This is a genomic window from Mycobacterium sp. 852014-52144_SCH5372336, assembly GCF_001665615.1.
GTDB classification, from domain to species: domain Bacteria; phylum Actinomycetota; class Actinomycetes; order Mycobacteriales; family Mycobacteriaceae; genus Mycobacterium; species Mycobacterium neumannii_A.
Genome location: NZ_LZSW01000043.1, coordinates 12479 through 31122, shown reverse-complemented (window position 1 = coordinate 31122; position 18644 = coordinate 12479). Strand labels below are relative to the sequence as shown.

Here is an 18644-nt window from a genome sequence, read left to right as displayed (position 1 = left end):
GGCTACTTCAGCAGCGCACGGGACATCACCACGCGCTGAATCTGGTTGGTGCCCTCGTAGATCTGGGTGATCTTGGCGTCGCGCATCATCCGCTCGACCGGGAAGTCGGTGGTGTAGCCGTAACCGCCGAACAGTTGAACCGCGTCGGTGGTGACCTCCATCGCGACATCGGAGGCGAAGCACTTCGACGCCGAGGAGATGAACCCGAGTTCGGACTCGCCGCGTTCGGCCCTGGCGGCGGCGGAGTACACCGTCAACCGCGCGGCCTCGATCTTCATCGCCATGTCGGCGAGCATGAACTGCACCGCCTGGAAGTCAGCGATTGGTCTCCCGAACTGCTTGCGCTCCTTGACATATGCGATCGAGGCATCAAGCGCGCCCTGCGCGATGCCGACCGCTTGCGCACCGATGGTCGGCCGAGTGTGATCCAAGGTGGCCAGCGCGGTCTTGAAACCGGTGCCCTCCTCGCCGATGATCCGGTCGGCGGGGATCCGGCAGTCCTCGAAGTACAACTCGGTGGTGGGCGATCCCTTGATGCCCATCTTCTTCTCCTTGGCGCCGATGGAGAAGCCGGGATCGTCGCGGTGCACGACGAACGCCGAGATGCCGTTGGCCTTCTTGTCCGGATCGGTCACCGCCATCACCGTGTACCACGTCGACTGGCCGCCGTTGGAGATCCAGCACTTGGCGCCGTTGAGCACCCACTCGTCACCCTCACGGCGGGCCCTGGTGCGCATCGATGCGGCGTCGCTGCCGGCCTCGCGCTCGGACAGCGCGTACGACGCGACGGCTTCACCGGCGGCGATCGACGGCAGCACCTGTTTCTTGAGTTCCTCGCTGCCGCGCAGCAGCAGGCCCATGGTGCCCAGCTTGTTGCAGATCGGGATCAGCGACGACGATGCGCACACCCGCGCGACCTCTTCGATCACGATGCACGCCGCGATCGAGTCGCCGCCCTGACCGCCGTACTCCTCGGGGATGTGGATGGCGGCCATCCCCGACGAGGTCAGCGCCGCCAGCGCCTCGTCGGTGTAGCGCGCCTTCTCGTCGACGTCGGCCGCGTGCGGGGCGATCTCCTTCTCGCAGAGGTCGCGCAGCACCGCACGCAGTTCGTTGTGCTCGTCGGAGAGCTGAAAGAGGTCGAATGACGGGTTGCCGATGGCCATGAAAAACTCCTTGCTACTCGCCGGTAACCCTACTCCCGCGGGTCCGGCTCCCTATTCGCCGAGGAGGCGGTCGCGCAGCGCCGCATCCTTCTGCAGCACCGTGTCGTGCAGGTCGGCCTGGAACTGTACGACCCGCTTGCGCAGCGCCGCGTCCGCCGACCCGAGGATCCGCACCGCCAGCAAGCCCGCGTTGCGGGCGCCGCCGATCGACACCGTGGCCACCGGCACGCCTGCGGGCATCTGCGCGATCGACAGCAGCGAGTCCAAGCCGTCGAGCTTGGCCAGCGGCACCGGCACGCCGATGACGGGCAGCGGGGTCGCCGAGGCCACCATGCCCGGCAGATGCGCCGCCCCGCCTGCCCCGGCGATGATCACCTCGATGCCGCGGTCCGCGGCGCTCTGGGCGTACTCGAGCATGCGGACCGGCGTGCGGTGTGCGGAGACGACGCCGACCTCGAAGGGCACATCGAACTCGGCCAGCGCGTGGGCGGCGTCCTCCATCACCGACCAGTCGCTGTCGCTGCCCATGATCAGGCCGACCCGCGGCGCAGCAGCACTACTCATGTGGATCCCATCCGTCCGTCCATTCCGCGTGCGACAACCAGTGTGCCGCCCTGGCCGCGCGTTCGCGCACATCGGCGACGAACGCGTCGTCGTCAAGAGAACCGGCGGGCGCGCCGAGAACGTTGACGTGACCGATCTTTCGGCCGGGCCGCTCGGCCTTGCCGTAGAGATGCACCTTCGCGTCGGGCATCCTGGCGAACAGGTGGTGCAGCCGCTCGTCCATCGCCATCGTCGGTGTGTGTTGTGCGCCAAGCACATTGGCCATCACCGTGACCGGGACGACCTGGGCGGTGTCGCCGAGCGGATAGTCGAGGACCGCACGCAGGTGCTGTTCGAACTGGCTGGTCTGCGCACCGTCCATGGTCCAGTGCCCGGAGTTGTGCGGGCGCATGGCGAGCTCGTTGACGAGCAGGGTGCCCTCGACGGTTTCGAACAACTCGACGGCCAGGACCCCGACGACCCCCAGTTCGGAGGTCAGCCGCAAACCCAATTGCCCAGCCGCTGAGCGCAACTCGTCATCAAGGCCCGGCGCCGGTGCGATCACCTCGACGCAGATACCGTCGCGCTGCACGGTTTCCACCACCGGCCACGCCGCGCCCTGCCCGAACGGCGAACGCGCGACCAGGGCCGCCAGTTCGCGCCGCATGGCGACCCTCTCCTCCACCATCACGTCCGCCCCGCCGTCCAGGTAGCGCTGCGCGGCCTCGCGCGCCTCGGCGACGTCGCCGGCCAGCGTGACCCCGCGGCCGTCGTAACCGCCGCGCACGGTCTTGACCACGACAGGACCTTCGATCCGTGCGGCGAACGCGTCGATGTCGGACAGATCATCGACCGCCGCGAACCGCGGCACCGGCGCGCCGAGCGCCTCGAGCCTGCGGCGCATCACCAGCTTGTCCTGGGCGTGGATCAGCGCCGACGGCGGAGGAGCCACGTTGACACCGTCGGCCTGCAGCTTCTCCAGGAGTTCGGCAGGCACATGCTCGTGGTCGAAGGTCAGCGCGTCGGCGCCGGAGGCGGCACGGCGCAACGCGTCGAGATCGGTGTGTGTGCCCAACACCACATCCGGGCTCACCTGCGCGGCCGGGTCGCCGGCGTCCACGGCGAGGACGCGCAGCGTCTGGCCGAGCGCGATCGCGGCCTGATGGGTCATCCTGGCCAGCTGACCACCGCCGACCATGGCCACCACCGGCGGCCCTTTGGGGTTCTGTGACACGTCTTCATGGTGTCATGACCACGCCACCGGGTCGGTTCCGATGCACCGGCTACGACCTGCATGAGTACACGTAGAGTGCGGTATTTCCGTACACTGCCCTGTTGTGTCCTTTACCGATGCGACGATCGCACGGCTGCCCCGCCCGGTACGGCCGTACTTCGAGCGGCATCATGAACTGATCAAGTTCGCGATCGTCGGCGCGACGACGTTCCTCATCGACACATCGGTCTTTTACACGCTCAAGCTGACGGTGCTCGAGCCCAAGCCGGTCACGGCCAAGATCATCGCGGGCATCGTCGCGGTGATCGCGTCCTACATCCTCAACCGCGAGTGGAGCTTCCGCGACCGCGGCGGCCGCGAGCGTCATCACGAGGCGCTGCTGTTCTTCGGCGTCAGCGGGGTCGGCGTGCTGTTGAGCATGGCGCCGCTGTGGATCTCCAGCTACGTGCTGATGCTGCGGGTGCCCGAAGTCAGCCTGACCGTGGAGAACATCGCCGACTTCATCTCGGCCTACATCATCGGCAACCTGCTGCAGATGGCGTTCCGGTTCTGGGCGTTCCGGCGCTGGGTGTTCCCCGACGAATTCGGCCGCAACCCGGACCGGGCGATGGAGTCGCTCACCGCGGGCGGGCTCGCCGAACTCCTCGAGGACCACCACGAAGGGGTGACCGCCGAGCACGCCGAAGGCAACGTCACCCCGCTGCGCCGCCCCGGCCGACGCGCCCGCGGCGCCGCTCAGCTCGGCGACTCCTCCGAGCCCAGGGTGTCGAAGACCTCGTGATACAGCAGCGAGTGGACCCGCTCCACCCGCGGGATGTCGTCGAACGCGATCGGGTCTTGGGCCGCTGACTCGATGATCAACGTGCCGGTCCGCAACATGCGGTCCAGCAGTCCGTGCCGGAACTCGACGCTGTTGACCCGCGCCAGCGGGATGTCGATTCCCGACCGGGTCAGCACCCCGTGCCGGAACATGACCCGGCGGTCGGTGATCACGAAGTGCGTCGTCCACCAGCTCAAGAACGGCCAGATCGTCAGCCACCCGATGATCACCAGCCAGATCGCGCCGATCACGATCAGCACGACGTTGCGGGCGGTCTGATCCCACTCCATGGTGTTGACGTAGCCGGCGCCGAACGCGGCCAGCGCGGTCACCAGCAGCAACACCAGGACCGGCCCGATCAGCCGCTTCCAATGCGGATGGCGGTGCAAGACCACCTGCTCGTCCGAGGCGAGCACGTTGTCGGGATAACCCATGCGATGACCTTAAAGCGAAATCACTGGTCGGGCCGCAGATGGACGATGTCGCCTGCGGAGACGGTCATCGACCGGCCGTCGGCATCGATGACCAGCCGACCCTGCTCGTCGATGTCTTGCGCCACGCCGATGACCTGCTGATCGCCGGGCAGCAGCGCGCGGACCCGCCGGCCCAGCGTGAGGCTGCGGGCGCGGTAGTCGGCGGCAAGGCCGGCGTCGGCGCCTACGGCTCGAGCCCACGACTCGACGCGGTTGCCCAGTTCGTGCAGCAGCCGCACGACCAGGCGTTGCCGATCGGGTGCCGGGACATCCAGGTCCACCAGCGAGGTGGCCCCCTCGACGCCGACGTCCTCACCGCGCAGCGAGACGTTGAGCCCGACGCCGAGCACGACGGCCTGTTGACCACCCGCGACCTCGGCCAGGATTCCGGCCAGCTTGCCGCCCCCGGCCAGTACGTCGTTGGGCCACTTCAGGCCGGCCGTGACACCGGTGTCGGCGACCGCGTCGACGACGGCCACGCCGGTCGCCAGCGGCAGCCAGCCCCAGGCGGAGCTGGGCACCCCGGTCGCGTCGATGCCCACCGACATCGTGATCTGCGCGAACGGCACCGCCGACCAGCTGCGACCCCGACGGCCACGGCCCGCGGTCTGGTTCTCGGCGATCAGCACCGCGCCGGCGATGTCCTCGCCGCCCCCGGCACGTGCGATCAGGTCGGCGTTGGTCGACCCGGTCTCGGCCACCACGTCGATACGCCGCCACGCGCGCGAACCGGCGAACACCTGTTCGCGCAGCACCTCGACGTCGAGCGGAGCCGGGCGCGCGGTCATCGGAATCGGACTCCCATCTGAAGACGCGTTCGGCCCTCACTACTACCACCGGCGGGTCTGCGCGCGGTGCGCAAGGCGTCCTTAAGGGGACCTTAAGGACGCGCCGTCGGTCGCGCGCCGGTCGTTCGTTAGCATCGACCACCATGACCTCCGTTCAGAAGCCGTCGGTCGAGCCGTCAGGCGAACACGAGATCGACATCCACACCACCGCGGGCAAGCTGGCCGATCTGCGCAGGCGCGCCGCGGAGACCTTGCACCCGGTCGGCGAGGAAGCGATCGAGAAGACGCACGCCAAGGGCAAGCTCACCGCTCGTGAACGCATCCTGGCGCTGCTCGACGAGGGCTCGTTCGTCGAACTGGACGCGCTGGCCCGCCACCGCAGCACCAACTTCGGGATGGAGGCCAACCGCCCGCTCGGCGACGGCGTGGTGACCGGTTACGGCACCATCGACGGCCGTGAGGTGTGCATCTTCAGCCAGGACGCGACAGTCTTCGGCGGCAGCCTCGGCGAGGTGTACGGCGAGAAGATCGTCAAGGTGCAGGAATTGGCGATCAAGACCGGCAGGCCGTTGATCGGCATCAACGACGGGGCGGGCGCGCGCATCCAAGAGGGCGTGGTCTCACTTGGCTTGTACAGCAACATCTTCCACAACAACATCCTGGCCTCCGGCGTGATCCCGCAGATCTCGCTGATCATGGGCGCGGCGGCGGGCGGCCACGTGTACTCCCCCGCCCTGACCGACTTCGTGATCATGGTCGACCAGACCAGCCAGATGTTCATCACCGGACCCGACGTCATCAAGACCGTCACCGGTGAAGAGGTGACGATGGAGGAACTCGGCGGCGCGCACACCCACATGTCGAAGTCGGGGCTGGCGCACTACGTGGCCTCCGGCGAGCAGGACGCGTTCGACTATGTGCGCGAACTGCTCTCGTACCTGCCGAGCAACAACTACGCCGATCCGCCGCGCTATCCGGAGGCGGTTCCCGAGGGGCCGATCGAGGACAACCTCACCGACGAGGACATCGAGCTGGACACGCTGATTCCGGACTCGCCGAATCAGCCCTACGACATGCACGAGGTCATCACCCGCATCCTCGACGAGGACGAGTTCCTCGAGGTGCAGGCCGGTTACGCGCAGAACATCATCGTCGGGTTCGGCCGCATCGAGGGCCGCCCGGTCGGCATCGTGGCCAACCAGCCGACACAGTTCGCCGGCTGCCTGGACATCAACGCCTCGGAGAAGGCCGCCCGGTTCATCCGGACCTGCGACTGCTTCAACGTCCCGATCGTGATGCTGGTCGACGTGCCGGGCTTCTTGCCGGGTACCGGCCAGGAGTACAACGGCATCATCCGGCGCGGGGCCAAGCTGCTCTACGCCTACGGCGAGGCCACCGTCGCCAAGATCACCGTCATCACCCGCAAGGCCTACGGCGGTGCCTACTGCGTCATGGGGTCCAAGGAGATGGGCGCCGACGTGAACGTCGCATGGCCGACCGCACAGATCGCGGTGATGGGCGCCTCGGGCGCCGTCGGCTTCGTGTACCGCAGCAAGCTCAAGGAAGCGGCGAAGAACGGCGAGGACGTCGACGCGCTGCGCCTGGAGCTGCAGCAGGAGTACGAGGACACCCTGGTCAACCCCTACATCGCGGCCGAACGCGGCTACGTCGACGCGGTGATCCCGCCGTCGCACACGCGCGGTTACGTCGCGAACGCGCTGCGGTTGCTGGAACGCAAGATCACGCAGATTCCGCCCAAGAAGCACGGGAACATTCCCCTGTGAGCGGGGTGAACAATTCAGCTCCTGTGAGCGGGGCGAACAATTCAGCTCCTGTGAGCCCGAACAACGGCTCAGCACCCGCAGGCGACGGAGAGGCCGAAGTGACGGTGACGGACGAGCAGAGCGCCGCCCAGCAGGATCACGAGGCGCACATCCAGGTTGTCAGGGGTGAGCCGAGCCAGGACGAGCTCGCCGCGCTGATCGCGGTGCTGGCCGCCGCGTCGAGCGTGCCGTCCGAGCCGCGCGAGCAGGAAGAGAACCTCTGGGGTCATCCCGTCGACCGGCTGCGGTACACGCCGTTCAGCTGGCAGCGGGTGACGCTCGTGGAACGGGCACACATGCGCCGTCGATGACGCGCGTCGTCCTCGCCTCGGCGTCCTCCGGCCGTCGAAAAGTCTTGCGGCAGGCCGGAATCGATCCGCTGATCGTGGTGTCCGGCGTCGACGAGGACGCCGTCGTCGCCGAACTCGACGACGCGGCGACACCCGCGCAGGTGACGGTCGCCCTCGCCACGGCCAAGGCCGACGCCGTGGTCGCCGAACTCGATCCGGCGGTCGGTGCCGACTGCGTCGTGATCGGCTGCGATTCCATGTTGTTCCGTGACGGGACGTTGGCGGGCAAACCCGCCTCGGCCGAGGCCGCACTTGCCGGGTGGCAGCAGATGGCCGGCTCCTCCGGCCGGCTCCACACGGGTCACTGCGTGATCCGCTTGCAGGACAACGGCATTGTGTGCCGACTGGCCGAAGCCGAGGCCACCACCGTGCACTTCGCGTCGCCCTCGATGGCCGATCTCGAGGCCTACGTCGCCAGCGGGGAGCCGACGGCAGTGGCGGGCGGCTTCACCCTCGACGGTTTGGGCGGCTGGTTCATCGAGGGCGTGGACGGCGACCCGTCGTCGGTGATCGGCATCGGACTGCCCCTGGTCCGCGGCATGTTCGAGCGCGCCGGGCTGTCGCTGGCCGACCTCTGGCGCGATAACCCGGTCACCTGATCCCACGGGGCATGCGTGTCTCGGTAGGCTCGGGTTTGTGCCTCTACCTGCCGATCCAGACCCTGCCCTGCAGTCATACGCCCATCCCGAACGCCTGGTCACCGCCGACTGGTTGTCGGCGAACCTGGGCAGGCCGGGACTGGCCATCGTGGAGTCCGACGAGGACGTGCTGCTCTACGACACCGGCCACATACCGGGTGCGGTCAAGATCGACTGGCACACCGACCTGAACGACCCCCACGTGCGCGACTACATCACCGGCGAACAGTTCGCCGACCTGATGAACCGCAAGGGCATCGCCCGCGACGACACCGTGGTGATCTACGGCGACAAGAGCAACTGGTGGGCGGCATACGCCCTCTGGGTCTTCACGCTGTTCGGTCACCCCGACGTCCGGCTCCTCAACGGGGGCCGCGACCTGTGGATCTCCGACGGCCGCGAAACCACGCTCGACGTGCCGACCAAGACCAGCACCGGCTACCCCGTCGTGGAGCGCGACGACGCGCCGATCCGCGCATTCAAGGAGGACGTTCTCGATGCGCTCGGGAAGGCGCCCCTGATCGACGTCCGCTCGCCGCAGGAGTACACCGGGGAACGCACCCACATGCCCGACTATCCCGAGGAGGGCGCGTTGCGGGGCGGCCACATACCGTCCGCTCGGTCGATTCCGTGGGCCAAGGCCGCCGACGACAGTGGCCGGTTCCGCAGCCGTGCCGAGCTCGAGGATCTTTACGGCTTCTTGACTCCCGACGACGAGACGATCGTCTACTGCCGCATCGGTGAGCGTTCGAGCCACACCTGGTTCGTGCTGACCCACCTGCTGGGCTTGCCCGGCGTCCGCAATTACGACGGTTCGTGGACCGAATGGGGCAACGCCGTTCGGGTGCCTGTCGTGGCCGGGTCCGAACCAGGGGATGTGCCGGGCTCCTCATGAGTGCAATGCCGGCCGCGCTGGCGGAGGTGGTGACGGACTTCAAGGAGGTGCAGGGGCAGGACAAGCTGCAACTGCTCCTGGAGTTCGCCAACGAGTTGCCTCCGCTGCCCGCCGACCTCGAAGAGGCCGCGATGGAACCGGTGCCCGAATGCCAGTCGCCGCTGTTCCTGCACGTCGACGCCGACAACCGCGAGCATGTCCGGCTGTACTTCAGCGCGCCGGCAGAAGCGCCGACCACGCGTGGGTTCGCCGCGATCCTGGCCGTGGGGCTCGACGACCTCTCTGCCGACGAGATCCTGGCCGTACCCGATGACTTCTACTCTGAATTGGGGCTCGCTGCCCTGATCAGCCCGCTGCGGTTGCGCGGGATGTCGGCGATGCTGGCCCGCATCAAGAAGCGGCTGCGCTGACGCGCTCGGGCCGAGCGGTCACGGGTGCAGAATTCTGGGCCTCGCCTCAAGGGCCGGAACCGTACCTGGATGAGGGCTCGCGGATGTGTGGGGCAGCCGCGGTTTATTACTCGCGGGTAAGGGACCGGCTCGCCGAGACCTCAGCAGGGCCGCATAAACTCCCTCCGTTACATTCTTAAAGACGTTTCTTAGACATGCCACCAGGAGGCGCAGTGCCCAGTCACGCCAGCTCGAAGATCTCCAAGGTGCTGGTCGCCAACCGCGGGGAGATCGCGGTCCGGGTGATCAGGGCCGCTAAGGACGCCGGGCTGCAGAGCGTGGCGGTGTACGCCGAACCCGACGCCGACGCTCCTCACGTACGCCTCGCCGACGAGGCCTTCGCCCTGGGCGGGCAGACCTCGGCGGAGTCGTACCTGGTGTTCGAGAAGCTGCTCGACGCCGCCGAGAAGTCCGGAGCCAACGCGATTCACCCGGGCTACGGATTCCTGTCCGAGAACGCTGATTTCGCGCAGGCGGTCCTCGACGCCGGCCTGATCTGGATCGGGCCCAGCCCGCAGTCGATCCGCGACCTCGGTGACAAGGTGACCGCCCGCCACATCGCCGCGCGCGCGCAGGCGCCGCTGGTGCCGGGCACCTCGGATCCGGTCAAGGACGCCGACGAGGTCGTCGCGTTCGCCAAGGAGTATGGCGTCCCGGTCGCGATCAAGGCCGCGTTCGGCGGCGGCGGCCGCGGCATGAAGGTGGCCCGCACCATCGAAGAGATCCCTGAGCTGTACGACTCGGCGGTCCGCGAGGCTGTCGCGGCGTTCGGCCGCGGTGAATGCTTCGTCGAGCGCTATCTCGACAAGCCCCGCCACGTCGAGGCTCAGGTGATCGCCGACCAGCACGGCAACGTCGTCGTCGCGGGCACCCGCGACTGCTCGCTGCAGCGCCGCTTCCAGAAGCTGGTCGAGGAGGCGCCCGCGCCGTTCCTGACCGACGCTCAGCGCAAGGAGATCCACGAGTCGGCCAAGCGCATCTGCAAGGAGGCCGGCTACTACGGCGCAGGCACCGTCGAGTACCTCGTCGGCCAGGACGGGCTGATCTCGTTCCTCGAGGTGAACACCCGTCTGCAGGTGGAGCATCCGGTGACGGAGGAGACCTCGGGCATCGACCTGGTGCGCCAGCAGTTCCGCATCGCCAACGGCGAACCGCTCGACATCACCGAGGACCCGACGCCTCGCGGCCACTCCATCGAGTTCCGCATCAACGGTGAGGACGCCGGTCGCGGCTTCCTGCCCGCCCCCGGCCCGGTCACCACGTTCGTGCCGCCTACCGGCCCCGGTGTGCGGCTGGACTCCGGCGTCGAGAGCGGTTCGGTCATCGGCGGCCAGTTCGACTCGATGCTGGCCAAGCTGATCGTCACCGGCGCCAACCGCCAAGAGGCCCTCGAGCGGTCCCGGCGCGCGCTGGACGAGTTCACTGTCGAAGGTCTGGCCACCGTCATCCCGTTCCACCGGGCGGTCGTGTCCGATCCCGCGTTCATCGGCGACGACAACGGTTTCACCGTGCACACCCGCTGGATCGAAACCGAGTGGGACAACACGATCGAACCGTTCACCGGCGGCGATCCGATCGAGGAAGAGGACACCGTCCCGCGGCAGACCGTGGTTGTCGAGGTCGGCGGCCGCCGGCTGGAGGTGTCGCTGCCGGGCGACCTCGCGCTCGGTGGCGGCGGCGGTGCGGGCGGCGCCGGTTCCAATGTCGTGCGCAAGAAGCCCAAGGCCCGCAAGCGTGGCGGTGGCGGCGGAGCGGCGGCCTCCGGCGACGCCGTGACCGCGCCGATGCAGGGCACCGTGGTCAAGGTCGCCGTCGAGGAGGGCCAGGAGGTCTCCGCCGGTGACCTCGTCGTGGTGCTCGAGGCGATGAAGATGGAGAACCCGGTCACCGCGCACAAGGACGGCACGATCACCGGCTTGGCGGTCGAGCCCGGCGCGGCGATCACCCAGGGCACCGTCCTCGCCGAGATCAAGTGATTTCGGTGCGCAACCGATCGCGCAGCGAGCGTTAGCGCACCGAAGTCGCCATGGAGCCCGTCGAAATCAACGCCGGCGCATGGTATTTGCGCGCTCCCCGCGACGACGAGCTGATCGACGACGGCCCCGCGCTCGCCGAGATGGGTGAAACCGAACCCGGTTACATCGCTCGTTGCCGCGCGCAGTGGTTATCCGACACCGCATACACTTGGGCGGTGTGTGAACCGACTACCGGCGAGATGCTGGCCGAGATCAGGATCGACCCGCAGGCCGCGTTGGTGCACACGCGATTTCGCGACGGCTACGCCGATGCGGCCGCGATCGCCGAGCACTCCGTGCGCCGCTTCGCGACGGCGATGCTGGGCCTGACTCTCACCTGATTGCCGGCTCGCCGACGTGACCTGACATCACCTGACGTCGATGTCGCGACCCGTCGCCAGATCGGCACAATCCACCGCGACGACGTCGTCGCGCGCCACCAGGAACAAGCGTGCGCCCTCGTCGCCGTGGACCTCTTCGAGAAGCGCGGCCCAATGCGTGCGCGCGATCACCACCGGGTGGCCCGGCGATTGCCCGTAGCGGGCGCGCGCGATACCCGACTCCGACGCCACCGCCGCGTCCACCACCCGACGCACGACGTCCGCTCCGACATCGGGGGTGTCGACGGTGTGCAGCACGGCGTAATCGGCCTCGACCGCCGAGATCCCGGCCCGCAGCGACGCCGACAGACCGTCCTCCCAGGCCTCGGCGAACACTGCGCGCGCAGGCTGCGGGGCCTCGACCACCGCCGCACCCAACACCACCACCACATCACCACATCCGCCGCCCCTCAAGGCCTTGACCGCGGCCCTGAGCCATTCACCTTGGGCCGCGAGCACTTTAGGCATCCCATAGCGGGTGCCCGCGCCTGCGGCCAGCAGCACACCGGCGACCTTCAGCGTCATGGCGCACCCACTCTCCGATGTGACTGTAGTTTCGTCAAATTTGTCATGAAGTCAGTGGTCGTGACCGCCGTGACCAGCGGTTACGGTGGCGGTCTTGATAGCGATTGTGCATGGTCAGTTAGCAGCGTAGGGTTCAGTCCAGGTTGAGTTCACAGCCGAGCTGGAACGTCATCGACGTGCAAGGGCAGAACTCCCCGCCTCTGCTGCGACGGCTTTGAATACGCAGGGCCCAAATTTTTGACGTGAACCACAGTACGAATGAGACATTCACTGATGGAGTCACACATGTCTAATCCTGATTTATCTGTCGTTGCTGAAGTGCAGTCCGACGACACCCGCGACTGCCACACTGCGCACTTCGCGACCCGCCGGGTGCAACCGGACACCGCGATCGTCTCCGCCCACGGTGAGATCGACGCCGCGAACTCCCAGGAGTTCGTCGACTACGCGATGCGCCACGCCGCAGAGCTCGAGCGCATCGTCGTCGACCTGTCGGGCGTCGAATTCTTCGGCACCGCAGGTTTCTCCGCGCTGCACACGCTCAACGTGCGCACCGCAGGCGAGAAGATCGAGTGGGCGCTGTTGCCGAGTGCGTCGGTCAGCCGCTTGTTGCGTATCTGCGATCCGGATGCTGCATTGCCAGTCTGCGACAGCATCGAGACAGCGCTCGCGGATGGCAAGAGCACCAAGCCCCTACTGCAACTGGTCCCGGAGTCGAGCTAGGGATTTCGCGAGCAGACGCGACACGTGCATCTGCGAGATACCAACGCGCTCAGCGATTTGCGTCTGGGTGAGTGACTCGAAGAAGCGCAGCAGCAACACGGTGCGTTCGCGTTCGGGCAGCGCAGCGAGCAAGGGCCGCAACGCTTCCCGATTCTCGATCTGGTCGAGGCCCAGGTCGACGTCGCCCAGTGTGTCGGCGATCGCGGGGGCGTCCTCGGTTCCGCTGCCGCCGCTGTCGATCGACAGCGTGTTGTAGGAGCTCCCGGCCACCAGGCCCTCGACGACCTCGTCGCGGTCCATGCCCAGCTCGGCCGCCAGCTCCGACGCCGTCGGGGCGCGGCCGAGCCGCTGCGACAACTCCGCGGTGGCGGCGCCGAGTCGCAAATGGAGCTCCTTGAGCCGCCGCGGCACCTTGACCGACCAACTGTTGTCGCGAAAGTGCCGTCGGACCTCGCCCATGATGGTGGGCACCGCGAACGAGACGAAGTCCGAGCCGGCCTCGACGTCGAAGCGGATCACCGCATTCACCAGCCCGACACGGGCCACCTGCACGAGATCCTCACGTGGCTCACCGCGCCCGTCGAAGCGCCGCGCGATGTGGTCGGCCAACGGAAGGCAGCGCTCGACGATGCGGTCGCGCTGCCGCTGGAACTTCGGCGAGTCCTCCGGCACGTTCTTCAGCTCGCGGAACATGTCGGCGACATCCGCGTACTCAGAGTTCGAACGCGACGACGAACCCTGTGACGTCGACGGCGTCACTGCAGCGTCGCTCGTCTCGTCGTCATGGAGATCCCGAACACCTGGGCGTTCTCGGGCCCCTGCCCGTTCTCGAAGGTCGTCACCTCGTCGGTCAGTGAACTCAGCACGTGCCAGCTGAAGCTACCGGGCGCCAGGATGTCGGAACTCTTACACGTGGTGGACGCATCGATGACGACGGCGTCGTCGCGTGGGTCGATGACGAGCAGCAGCACAGAGTTGGGTACTGCGGATCGGATCAGCCTGGTGCAGGCCTCGTCGACCGCGAGACGCAGGTCGGCGACGGCATCGAAGTCCAGGTCTTCGAAGGTCGCCACCGCGGCGACCAGGGTGCGCAGCACCGCAAGGTTCTCGAGTTCGGCGGCGACCCGGAGTTCCACCGACCGCGCGCCGTGCCCGTGCCCATTGTTCTTGTTGGCGACGTCGGCCATTTGACCTCCCGGCAATGTCGAAGCGAGATTACCCCAGGTCGGATCCCACCTAACCACGAGTACTCCGGTGACCCGCGAACGGCGACGTGTGCCGCACGCCGGCGCGGGTATTTATCCGGTCATGGCGAAGCTCCCACCCCGAACGCGACCGAGCAAACGGTGAACACGACTGTGAGCAGCGGCGTTTTGACGGCGCGACAAAGTAAGACTTCTCCATGGTGGGGGTTCAATACCCCCCTGCATCCAGGGGCCAAACATGCGACTTCGCCGTAGCGTCGTCAGCGGTCCCGGCCTGCGGAGGGTGCGTCGCGGTCGCGGGTTCTCCTACGAACATCCCGACGGCACCCCGGTCACCGACGAGAAGACCCTGCAGCGCATCAAGGATCTGGTCATCCCGCCCGCCTGGAAGAAGGTGTGGATCTGCCCCTACCCCAACGGGCACATCCAGGCGGTGGGCACGGACGCCGCGGGCCGACGCCAGTACCTCTACCACCAGAGGTGGCAGGAGGAGCGCAACGAGGAGAAGTTCGACCGGGTCCTGGAGATGTCGGCCGCGCTGCCCGAGATGCGCAGGCGCATCGCCGCGGACCTGCGCCGCCGCGGGCTGCACCGCGACCGGGTACTGGCCCTCGCACTGCACCTGGCCGATCTCGGATACTTTCGGGCGGGCTCTGAGCAGTACGCCGAGGAGAACAACTCGTACGGCATCGCGACGCTGCTCTGCGAGCACGTGACCCTGCAGCGCGACGCCATCGAATTCGACTTTCCCGCCAAGAGCGGCGTGCGGCGCACGCTGCTGATCGACGACCCCGAAGCGGTCCGCTCGATCCGCGCGCTGTTGCGCCGCCCGGAGCGCACCGAGCGGCTGCTGGTGTGCCGCAACGGTTCGAGCTGGATCGACATTCACGCCGACGACCTGAACACGCGGTTCAAGGAGCTCGTCGGGGATCGGTACACGGTAAAGGACCTGCGGACCTGGCACGGCACCGTGCTGGCGGCGGCCGCGTTCGTCGAGGCCGACCCGCCGGTCAACAAGACTGTGATCAAGCGCGTCGAGTCCGCGGTGATGAAGGAGGTCGCCGAGGAACTCGGCAACACACCTGCGGTGGCCCGAGGTTCCTACGTCGACCCGCGAGTCGTGCAGGCCTACGAGTCCGAGCTCACCATCGCCTCGGCCGCCCGGCGCGCCGCGAAGATGAAGACCCTGGCCGAACGGCAGGAGGTGCTCGACCGCGGCACGGCCCGACTCATCCGCAAAGTTGCCAAAGGTCAGTAACCCGACGGGGTTCCGTTGCCCAGATGGTCATCCCGGCCTCGAGCAACGCCGGACCGAGCAGGTTGCGGGTGTCGACGACGATGGCTCCGGGCGCGTGCTCGGCGATGTCGCTCCGTTCGGCAACCGGATGGACGCTGTCGACCGTGAAACGAACCGCGGAGCATTGTGCTCCACGTAGACGGCGGGTATGTCCAGACCGGGTCGCCGTCCCGCCATCGGCTCGTCAGCTCGATCCCTTCGTAAGCTTCAACACCCCAGATCAATCGGTTCGTCATACAGTTCGCCCACGAAACCCCTTGCGCGCGTGGCTAATCCCGTCCAGGTCCGGTGTACATGTCAAAGCAGCACCGAACGTGGAGTCGAAACGACCGACATGTGGCCCGCCTACCCGAGCCCTTGACTTGTAAGACGTTTCCCCCACGGCTCTTCGCATCACGGACAAGCCTCGATTCGTACCGGACATCCAGATCACCGCGCCGACGGGGTGCGGCGCGACACCGTTTCGCTATGTGGGCCGGGGGTACACCAGTGGGCATGTCAGACAGCGAAGGCCTGCCCGACGACGTTCCCGTGGCCGACGCGGTGGAACAACAGCGCGCCGCCAGCGAACCGGTTCTCGACGAGGAGGCGGGCGTTGATTCGCAACCGAATCCGCCTTTGGAGGCCTCGCCGGCCGACTGGCAGGAGCAGCTGGAGGTGGTGGAGATCGACCCCGAGGACGACGCGGCGACGGAGTGACCCTGCTCTGGCGAGCGTTTAGTCGATCAGGCCCTCGGGAACCCGACACCTGCGCGAGGAAGTTCCTCGTGGTTGGACTGATCCACTGCACTGCGGAAGGTGAACATGACCGAGAAGAACAGTGGCCCTGAAGAAGGCATCAAGGGCGTCGTCGAGGACGTGAAGGGCAAGACCAAGGAAACGGTTGGCACCGTCACCGGCCGCGATGACATGGTTCGCGAAGGCAAGGCCCAGCAGGACAAGGCCGATGCCCAGCAGGACGCCGCCAAGAAGGAAGCCGAAGCGGAATCCGCGCGCGCAGGCGCCGAGGCTGCCGAAAAGCGCCAGGAGAACGAGCAGTAACCATCTAAATCGGGAAAAGCCCAGCCGAACCGGCTGGGCTTTTCTCTTTTCAGTTTTCAGTGCGTCAGCTACTCGGTTTCTGCCGTTGCGCTTCGGGATGTTCTGCGTACCAACGATCTTCGATCTTACGTACCCGCAGATGCTCGACGAGCAGCCAGCCACCGCCGATGATGAACAGCGCAGCCGACCCGCTGCCCAGTCCGACGCCGACGCCGTGTTCGTCGGCGCCGTGAGCCGCCAGCGCCGAGACGAACAGCACCAGGGCAATACCGATGAGGATCAGCCCCGGCATGTTCTTGGTGTCCTTCATCGACTCGCCGGCGTGGGGACGCGTCGTCCTCGCGTGGTCGACGGGATCCTTCGGGCTTTTCATCGGTACTCCTCTCTCGGCATACCTCCGCCCGGATATGGGCTATTGACAACGCTAGAACTACCCGACCGCAGGGGGGCAGAAACCGGCCGAACGCCGGCCTTCACTCATACGGCGGGTACTGGTCGGCCCGCAGGGCCCTTGCGAGATGAGCGGCGTTGCGGGCCAACGCGGCAGTCGTCGACGCGACGGGCTCGGGCACTTCGTCGAGGTCCTTGTAGTCCTTGCTCTGCATCGCTTCGCCGGTCCAGTAGGTGCCGCCCTGGGCCGAGATGGTGTAGCCGATGTCGTTGAGGCCTTGAAAGCAGTCGGCGATCACTTTGTGAGCGCCGTCCTCGTTGCCGACGACACCGACCACGGCGACCTTGCCGACCATGATCGGCCGGCCGGCGTCGTCGGTGCTCGACAGTTCGGCATCGAGGCGTTCCAGCACACGCTGCGTGACGCTGGACGGATGCCCCAACCAGATCGGGGTGCACAACACCAAGATGTCAGCGCCCAAGAGCTTTTCGCGGATCTGCGGCCACTCGTCACCGTCGCCCATGTCGGCCTCGACGCCCGGTGCGATCGCGTAATCGACACAGCGCAGCACCTCCGTCTCGACACCCGCACCGCGCAGGTTCTCGCAGATGTGTTCGGCCATCAATGCGCTGCTCGACTCGGCGGGGCTGGGCTTGAGGCTGCACACCAAAGCCACGGCGGTCAACGGTCGATCAGCGTCCGCCGTCGCGCTCATCCGCCGAGCACCGCGGAACCGGTGAGGGCGGGCATGCTCGTCGTGAGCACCAACAGCATCGACGTCACCAAGAACCATCCCGCACCCTGCCACGCGGTCGACATCTCGCCCTTTCGCCAGTTCTGATAGGCGCGGAAGAAGGCGCGGGCCCCGCCCAGGAGCAGGACTGTGGGCGCAGCGAGCGCCAGCAGGGTCCGTTGAGGCGCGCCGCAGGCCAGGGTGTCAGCCGTCGCGCCCTGGCAGGTGCTCACCCACACCATCGCGCCGAGCAGGAAGATGGCGCCGGTGGCGCCGATACCGATGGCGAACCGCACCGCGTCGCGGATGCCGATGTCGAAATGCCTCAGCTCGCTGGGACCGTGGTACACGACGAGAACTCCCGAATTTGCTGCGCAATCAGCGATGTGAATTAGACGCAGAGGGTGTTCCCGGCTGCTGGGCCCGATAAACCTCAGTTTTCGACGCGATAGTGTGCGGTGAGCAGCAGCCTGTCGTAGGTCGACCGCGGCGGCAACTCCTCCTCGTAGGACAGCCCGAGGAAATCCCTGGCGATTTGCTCGGCCAGGATTCGCAGCTTGGTGTTGGTTTCCTGCGACCGCCACAGGAGCAACTCGAACGCCGAATCGGCGGAGATCCGGTAGATCAGCATCAGCATCCCTTTGGCCTGCTCGATCGGACCGCGGGCCTCCGCCATCTCGGTGACCGCCGCACTGAAGGCCCTGTCGCGCCGCTGCAGCGTGGACGGGGTGACGTCGACATAGAAGCCGTGGGTTCCGACGACCTGATCGTTGTCGTCGGAGAGTTGGTCGCCGACCACGACCACGTGGTGCACCTCGCCGTGGGTGTCGATGATCCGGTGGCGGGTGGAGAACGCGCCCGACGTACGGCGGATCTCATCCAGCGTCGCCGCCACCTGGCGGTAGTCGTCGGGATGTTTGTGTGACAACACCAGCTCGGTCGTCGGCTCCGTCGTACCCGCTTCGTAGCCGTGCATCCGTTCGACTTGCGGCGACCACTCCCAGCGTTCGTCGGCGAAGTAGAACCGGAACCAGCCCACCCGATGCGGGTCGCCACCGGCAAGCGCCTGCTCGACGGGTGTCTGCCCGTCGGTATCGGGTAGCTCGTCAGTCATGATCGCAGGCTAACTCCGGTGATCGCACACGTGTATTCCAG

The 18644-nt window shown here is 67.1% G+C and carries 24 protein-coding genes; 12 read left to right on the top strand and 12 right to left on the bottom strand.

The features are described from left to right. Nucleotides 1-2: 2 nt before the first annotated feature. From A5759_RS09650 to A5759_RS09640, 3 genes are read right to left on the bottom strand one after another with little or no spacing between them, the layout of a single operon-like run. The gene (locus A5759_RS09650; RefSeq protein ID WP_068196727.1) at nt 3-1166 is read right to left on the bottom strand and encodes an acyl-CoA dehydrogenase; all 1164 of its coding nucleotides are present in this window, start codon (nt 1164-1166) and stop codon (nt 3-5) included. A gap of 51 nt (nt 1167-1217) precedes the next feature. After that, the gene (gene purE / locus A5759_RS09645) at nt 1218-1730 is read right to left on the bottom strand and encodes a 5-(carboxyamino)imidazole ribonucleotide mutase (RefSeq protein ID WP_082694051.1); all 513 of its coding nucleotides are present in this window, start codon (nt 1728-1730) and stop codon (nt 1218-1220) included. After that, nucleotides 1723-2943: a 5-(carboxyamino)imidazole ribonucleotide synthase gene (locus A5759_RS09640; RefSeq protein ID WP_304441203.1), complete on the bottom strand. Its 1221-nt coding sequence runs from the start codon at nt 2941-2943 to the stop codon at nt 1723-1725. The genes purE and A5759_RS09640 overlap by 8 nt, the downstream gene beginning before the upstream one ends. A gap of 103 nt (nt 2944-3046) precedes the next feature. Between A5759_RS09640 and A5759_RS09635 the strand changes: the two genes are divergently transcribed. Continuing rightward, complete coding sequence (locus A5759_RS09635) at nt 3047-3724, top strand: GtrA family protein (RefSeq protein WP_064394773.1); 678 nt, start codon at nt 3047-3049, stop codon at nt 3722-3724. On the opposite strand, the gene A5759_RS09630 is transcribed toward A5759_RS09635, so the two are convergent. Together A5759_RS09630 and A5759_RS09625 are read right to left on the bottom strand one after the other, a co-directional pair. After that, nucleotides 3679-4197 carry a PH domain-containing protein gene (locus A5759_RS09630; RefSeq protein ID WP_068196725.1) on the bottom strand — a complete coding sequence of 173 codons (519 nt, stop codon included), beginning with the start codon at nt 4195-4197 and terminating at the stop codon, nt 3679-3681. The two genes, A5759_RS09635 and A5759_RS09630, sit on opposite strands and share 46 nt — an antisense overlap. Nucleotides 4198-4217: 20 nt before the next feature. After that, nucleotides 4218-5024 carry a biotin--[acetyl-CoA-carboxylase] ligase gene (locus A5759_RS09625; protein ID WP_068196723.1) on the bottom strand — a complete coding sequence of 269 codons (807 nt, stop codon included), beginning with the start codon at nt 5022-5024 and terminating at the stop codon, nt 4218-4220. Nucleotides 5025-5167: 143 nt separating this feature from the next. Between A5759_RS09625 and A5759_RS09620 the strand changes: the two genes are divergently transcribed. From A5759_RS09620 to A5759_RS09590, 7 genes are all read left to right on the top strand, one after another. Beyond that, complete coding sequence (locus A5759_RS09620) at nt 5168-6808, top strand: acyl-CoA carboxylase subunit beta (RefSeq protein WP_068196720.1); 1641 nt, start codon at nt 5168-5170, stop codon at nt 6806-6808. A gap of 50 nt (nt 6809-6858) precedes the next feature. Then, entirely contained in the window at nt 6859-7158 is a 300-nt protein-coding gene (locus A5759_RS09615; RefSeq protein WP_231984604.1) for an acyl-CoA carboxylase epsilon subunit, read from the top strand. Further along, complete coding sequence (locus A5759_RS09610) at nt 7155-7796, top strand: nucleoside triphosphate pyrophosphatase (protein ID WP_068196712.1); 642 nt, start codon at nt 7155-7157, stop codon at nt 7794-7796. Before A5759_RS09615 ends, A5759_RS09610 begins: the two co-directional genes overlap by 4 nt. A 37-nt stretch (nt 7797-7833) precedes the next feature. Beyond that, nucleotides 7834-8730, top strand: coding sequence for a sulfurtransferase (locus A5759_RS09605; protein WP_068196710.1), 897 nt, complete (start codon nt 7834-7836; stop codon nt 8728-8730). Beyond that, nucleotides 8727-9140 carry a SufE family protein gene (locus A5759_RS09600; protein ID WP_068196707.1) on the top strand — a complete coding sequence of 138 codons (414 nt, stop codon included), beginning with the start codon at nt 8727-8729 and terminating at the stop codon, nt 9138-9140. Before A5759_RS09605 ends, A5759_RS09600 begins: the two co-directional genes overlap by 4 nt. 212 nt (nt 9141-9352) lie before the next feature. Continuing rightward, nucleotides 9353-11155 (top strand): acetyl/propionyl/methylcrotonyl-CoA carboxylase subunit alpha, encoded by a 1803-nt coding sequence (locus A5759_RS09595; RefSeq protein WP_064417298.1) that lies wholly within the window; start codon nt 9353-9355, stop codon nt 11153-11155. Nucleotides 11156-11205: 50 nt separating this feature from the next. Then, on the top strand, nt 11206-11535 hold the full coding sequence (locus tag A5759_RS09590) for a hypothetical protein (protein WP_068196705.1): 330 nt from the start codon (nt 11206-11208) through the stop codon (nt 11533-11535). Nucleotides 11536-11562: 27 nt separating this feature from the next. On the opposite strand, the gene A5759_RS09585 is transcribed toward A5759_RS09590, so the two are convergent. Continuing rightward, nucleotides 11563-12099, bottom strand: coding sequence for an NTP transferase domain-containing protein (locus A5759_RS09585; protein WP_068196701.1), 537 nt, complete (start codon nt 12097-12099; stop codon nt 11563-11565). A gap of 285 nt (nt 12100-12384) precedes the next feature. Between A5759_RS09585 and A5759_RS09580 the strand changes: the two genes are divergently transcribed. Further along, entirely contained in the window at nt 12385-12822 is a 438-nt protein-coding gene (locus A5759_RS09580) for an STAS domain-containing protein (RefSeq protein ID WP_064426925.1), read from the top strand. Here the strand turns inward: A5759_RS09580 and A5759_RS09575 are convergent. Both A5759_RS09575 and A5759_RS09570 read right to left on the bottom strand, forming a co-directional pair. Further along, nucleotides 12793-13515, bottom strand: a complete 723-nt coding sequence (locus tag A5759_RS09575; RefSeq protein ID WP_369816186.1) for an RNA polymerase sigma factor SigF — start codon at nt 13513-13515, stop codon at nt 12793-12795. The two genes, A5759_RS09580 and A5759_RS09575, sit on opposite strands and share 30 nt — an antisense overlap. A gap of 62 nt (nt 13516-13577) precedes the next feature. Continuing rightward, nucleotides 13578-14009 carry an ATP-binding protein gene (locus A5759_RS09570; RefSeq protein ID WP_068196692.1) on the bottom strand — a complete coding sequence of 144 codons (432 nt, stop codon included), beginning with the start codon at nt 14007-14009 and terminating at the stop codon, nt 13578-13580. A 256-nt stretch (nt 14010-14265) separates the two neighbouring features. Between A5759_RS09570 and A5759_RS09565 the strand changes: the two genes are divergently transcribed. The 3 genes from A5759_RS09565 (at nt 14266) to A5759_RS09555 (ending at nt 16365) form a co-directional block, all read left to right on the top strand. Continuing rightward, nucleotides 14266-15285: a DNA topoisomerase IB gene (locus A5759_RS09565; RefSeq protein WP_066849064.1), complete on the top strand. Its 1020-nt coding sequence runs from the start codon at nt 14266-14268 to the stop codon at nt 15283-15285. A gap of 534 nt (nt 15286-15819) precedes the next feature. Next, nucleotides 15820-16023: a hypothetical protein gene (locus A5759_RS09560; protein ID WP_068197090.1), complete on the top strand. Its 204-nt coding sequence runs from the start codon at nt 15820-15822 to the stop codon at nt 16021-16023. 105 nt (nt 16024-16128) lie between these two features. Then, a complete protein-coding gene (locus A5759_RS09555; RefSeq protein ID WP_064346013.1) occupies nt 16129-16365 on the top strand; it encodes a CsbD family protein in 237 nt (78 codons plus the stop codon). A gap of 64 nt (nt 16366-16429) precedes the next feature. Here A5759_RS09555 and usfY read toward each other — a convergent pair whose 3' ends face one another. From usfY to A5759_RS09535, 4 genes are all read right to left on the bottom strand, one after another. After that, nucleotides 16430-16738, bottom strand: a complete 309-nt coding sequence (gene usfY, locus A5759_RS09550; protein WP_066849071.1) for a protein UsfY — start codon at nt 16736-16738, stop codon at nt 16430-16432. A 100-nt stretch (nt 16739-16838) separates the two neighbouring features. After that, on the bottom strand, nt 16839-17471 hold the full coding sequence (locus A5759_RS09545) for a flavodoxin family protein (RefSeq protein WP_068196690.1): 633 nt from the start codon (nt 17469-17471) through the stop codon (nt 16839-16841). Beyond that, nucleotides 17468-17839, bottom strand: a complete 372-nt coding sequence (locus tag A5759_RS09540) for a hypothetical protein (RefSeq protein ID WP_066849076.1) — start codon at nt 17837-17839, stop codon at nt 17468-17470. The genes A5759_RS09545 and A5759_RS09540 overlap by 4 nt, the downstream gene beginning before the upstream one ends. 83 nt (nt 17840-17922) lie before the next feature. Further along, nucleotides 17923-18603: a PAS and ANTAR domain-containing protein gene (locus A5759_RS09535; protein ID WP_068196687.1), complete on the bottom strand. Its 681-nt coding sequence runs from the start codon at nt 18601-18603 to the stop codon at nt 17923-17925. Between the last annotated feature and the right edge of the window lie 41 nt (nt 18604-18644).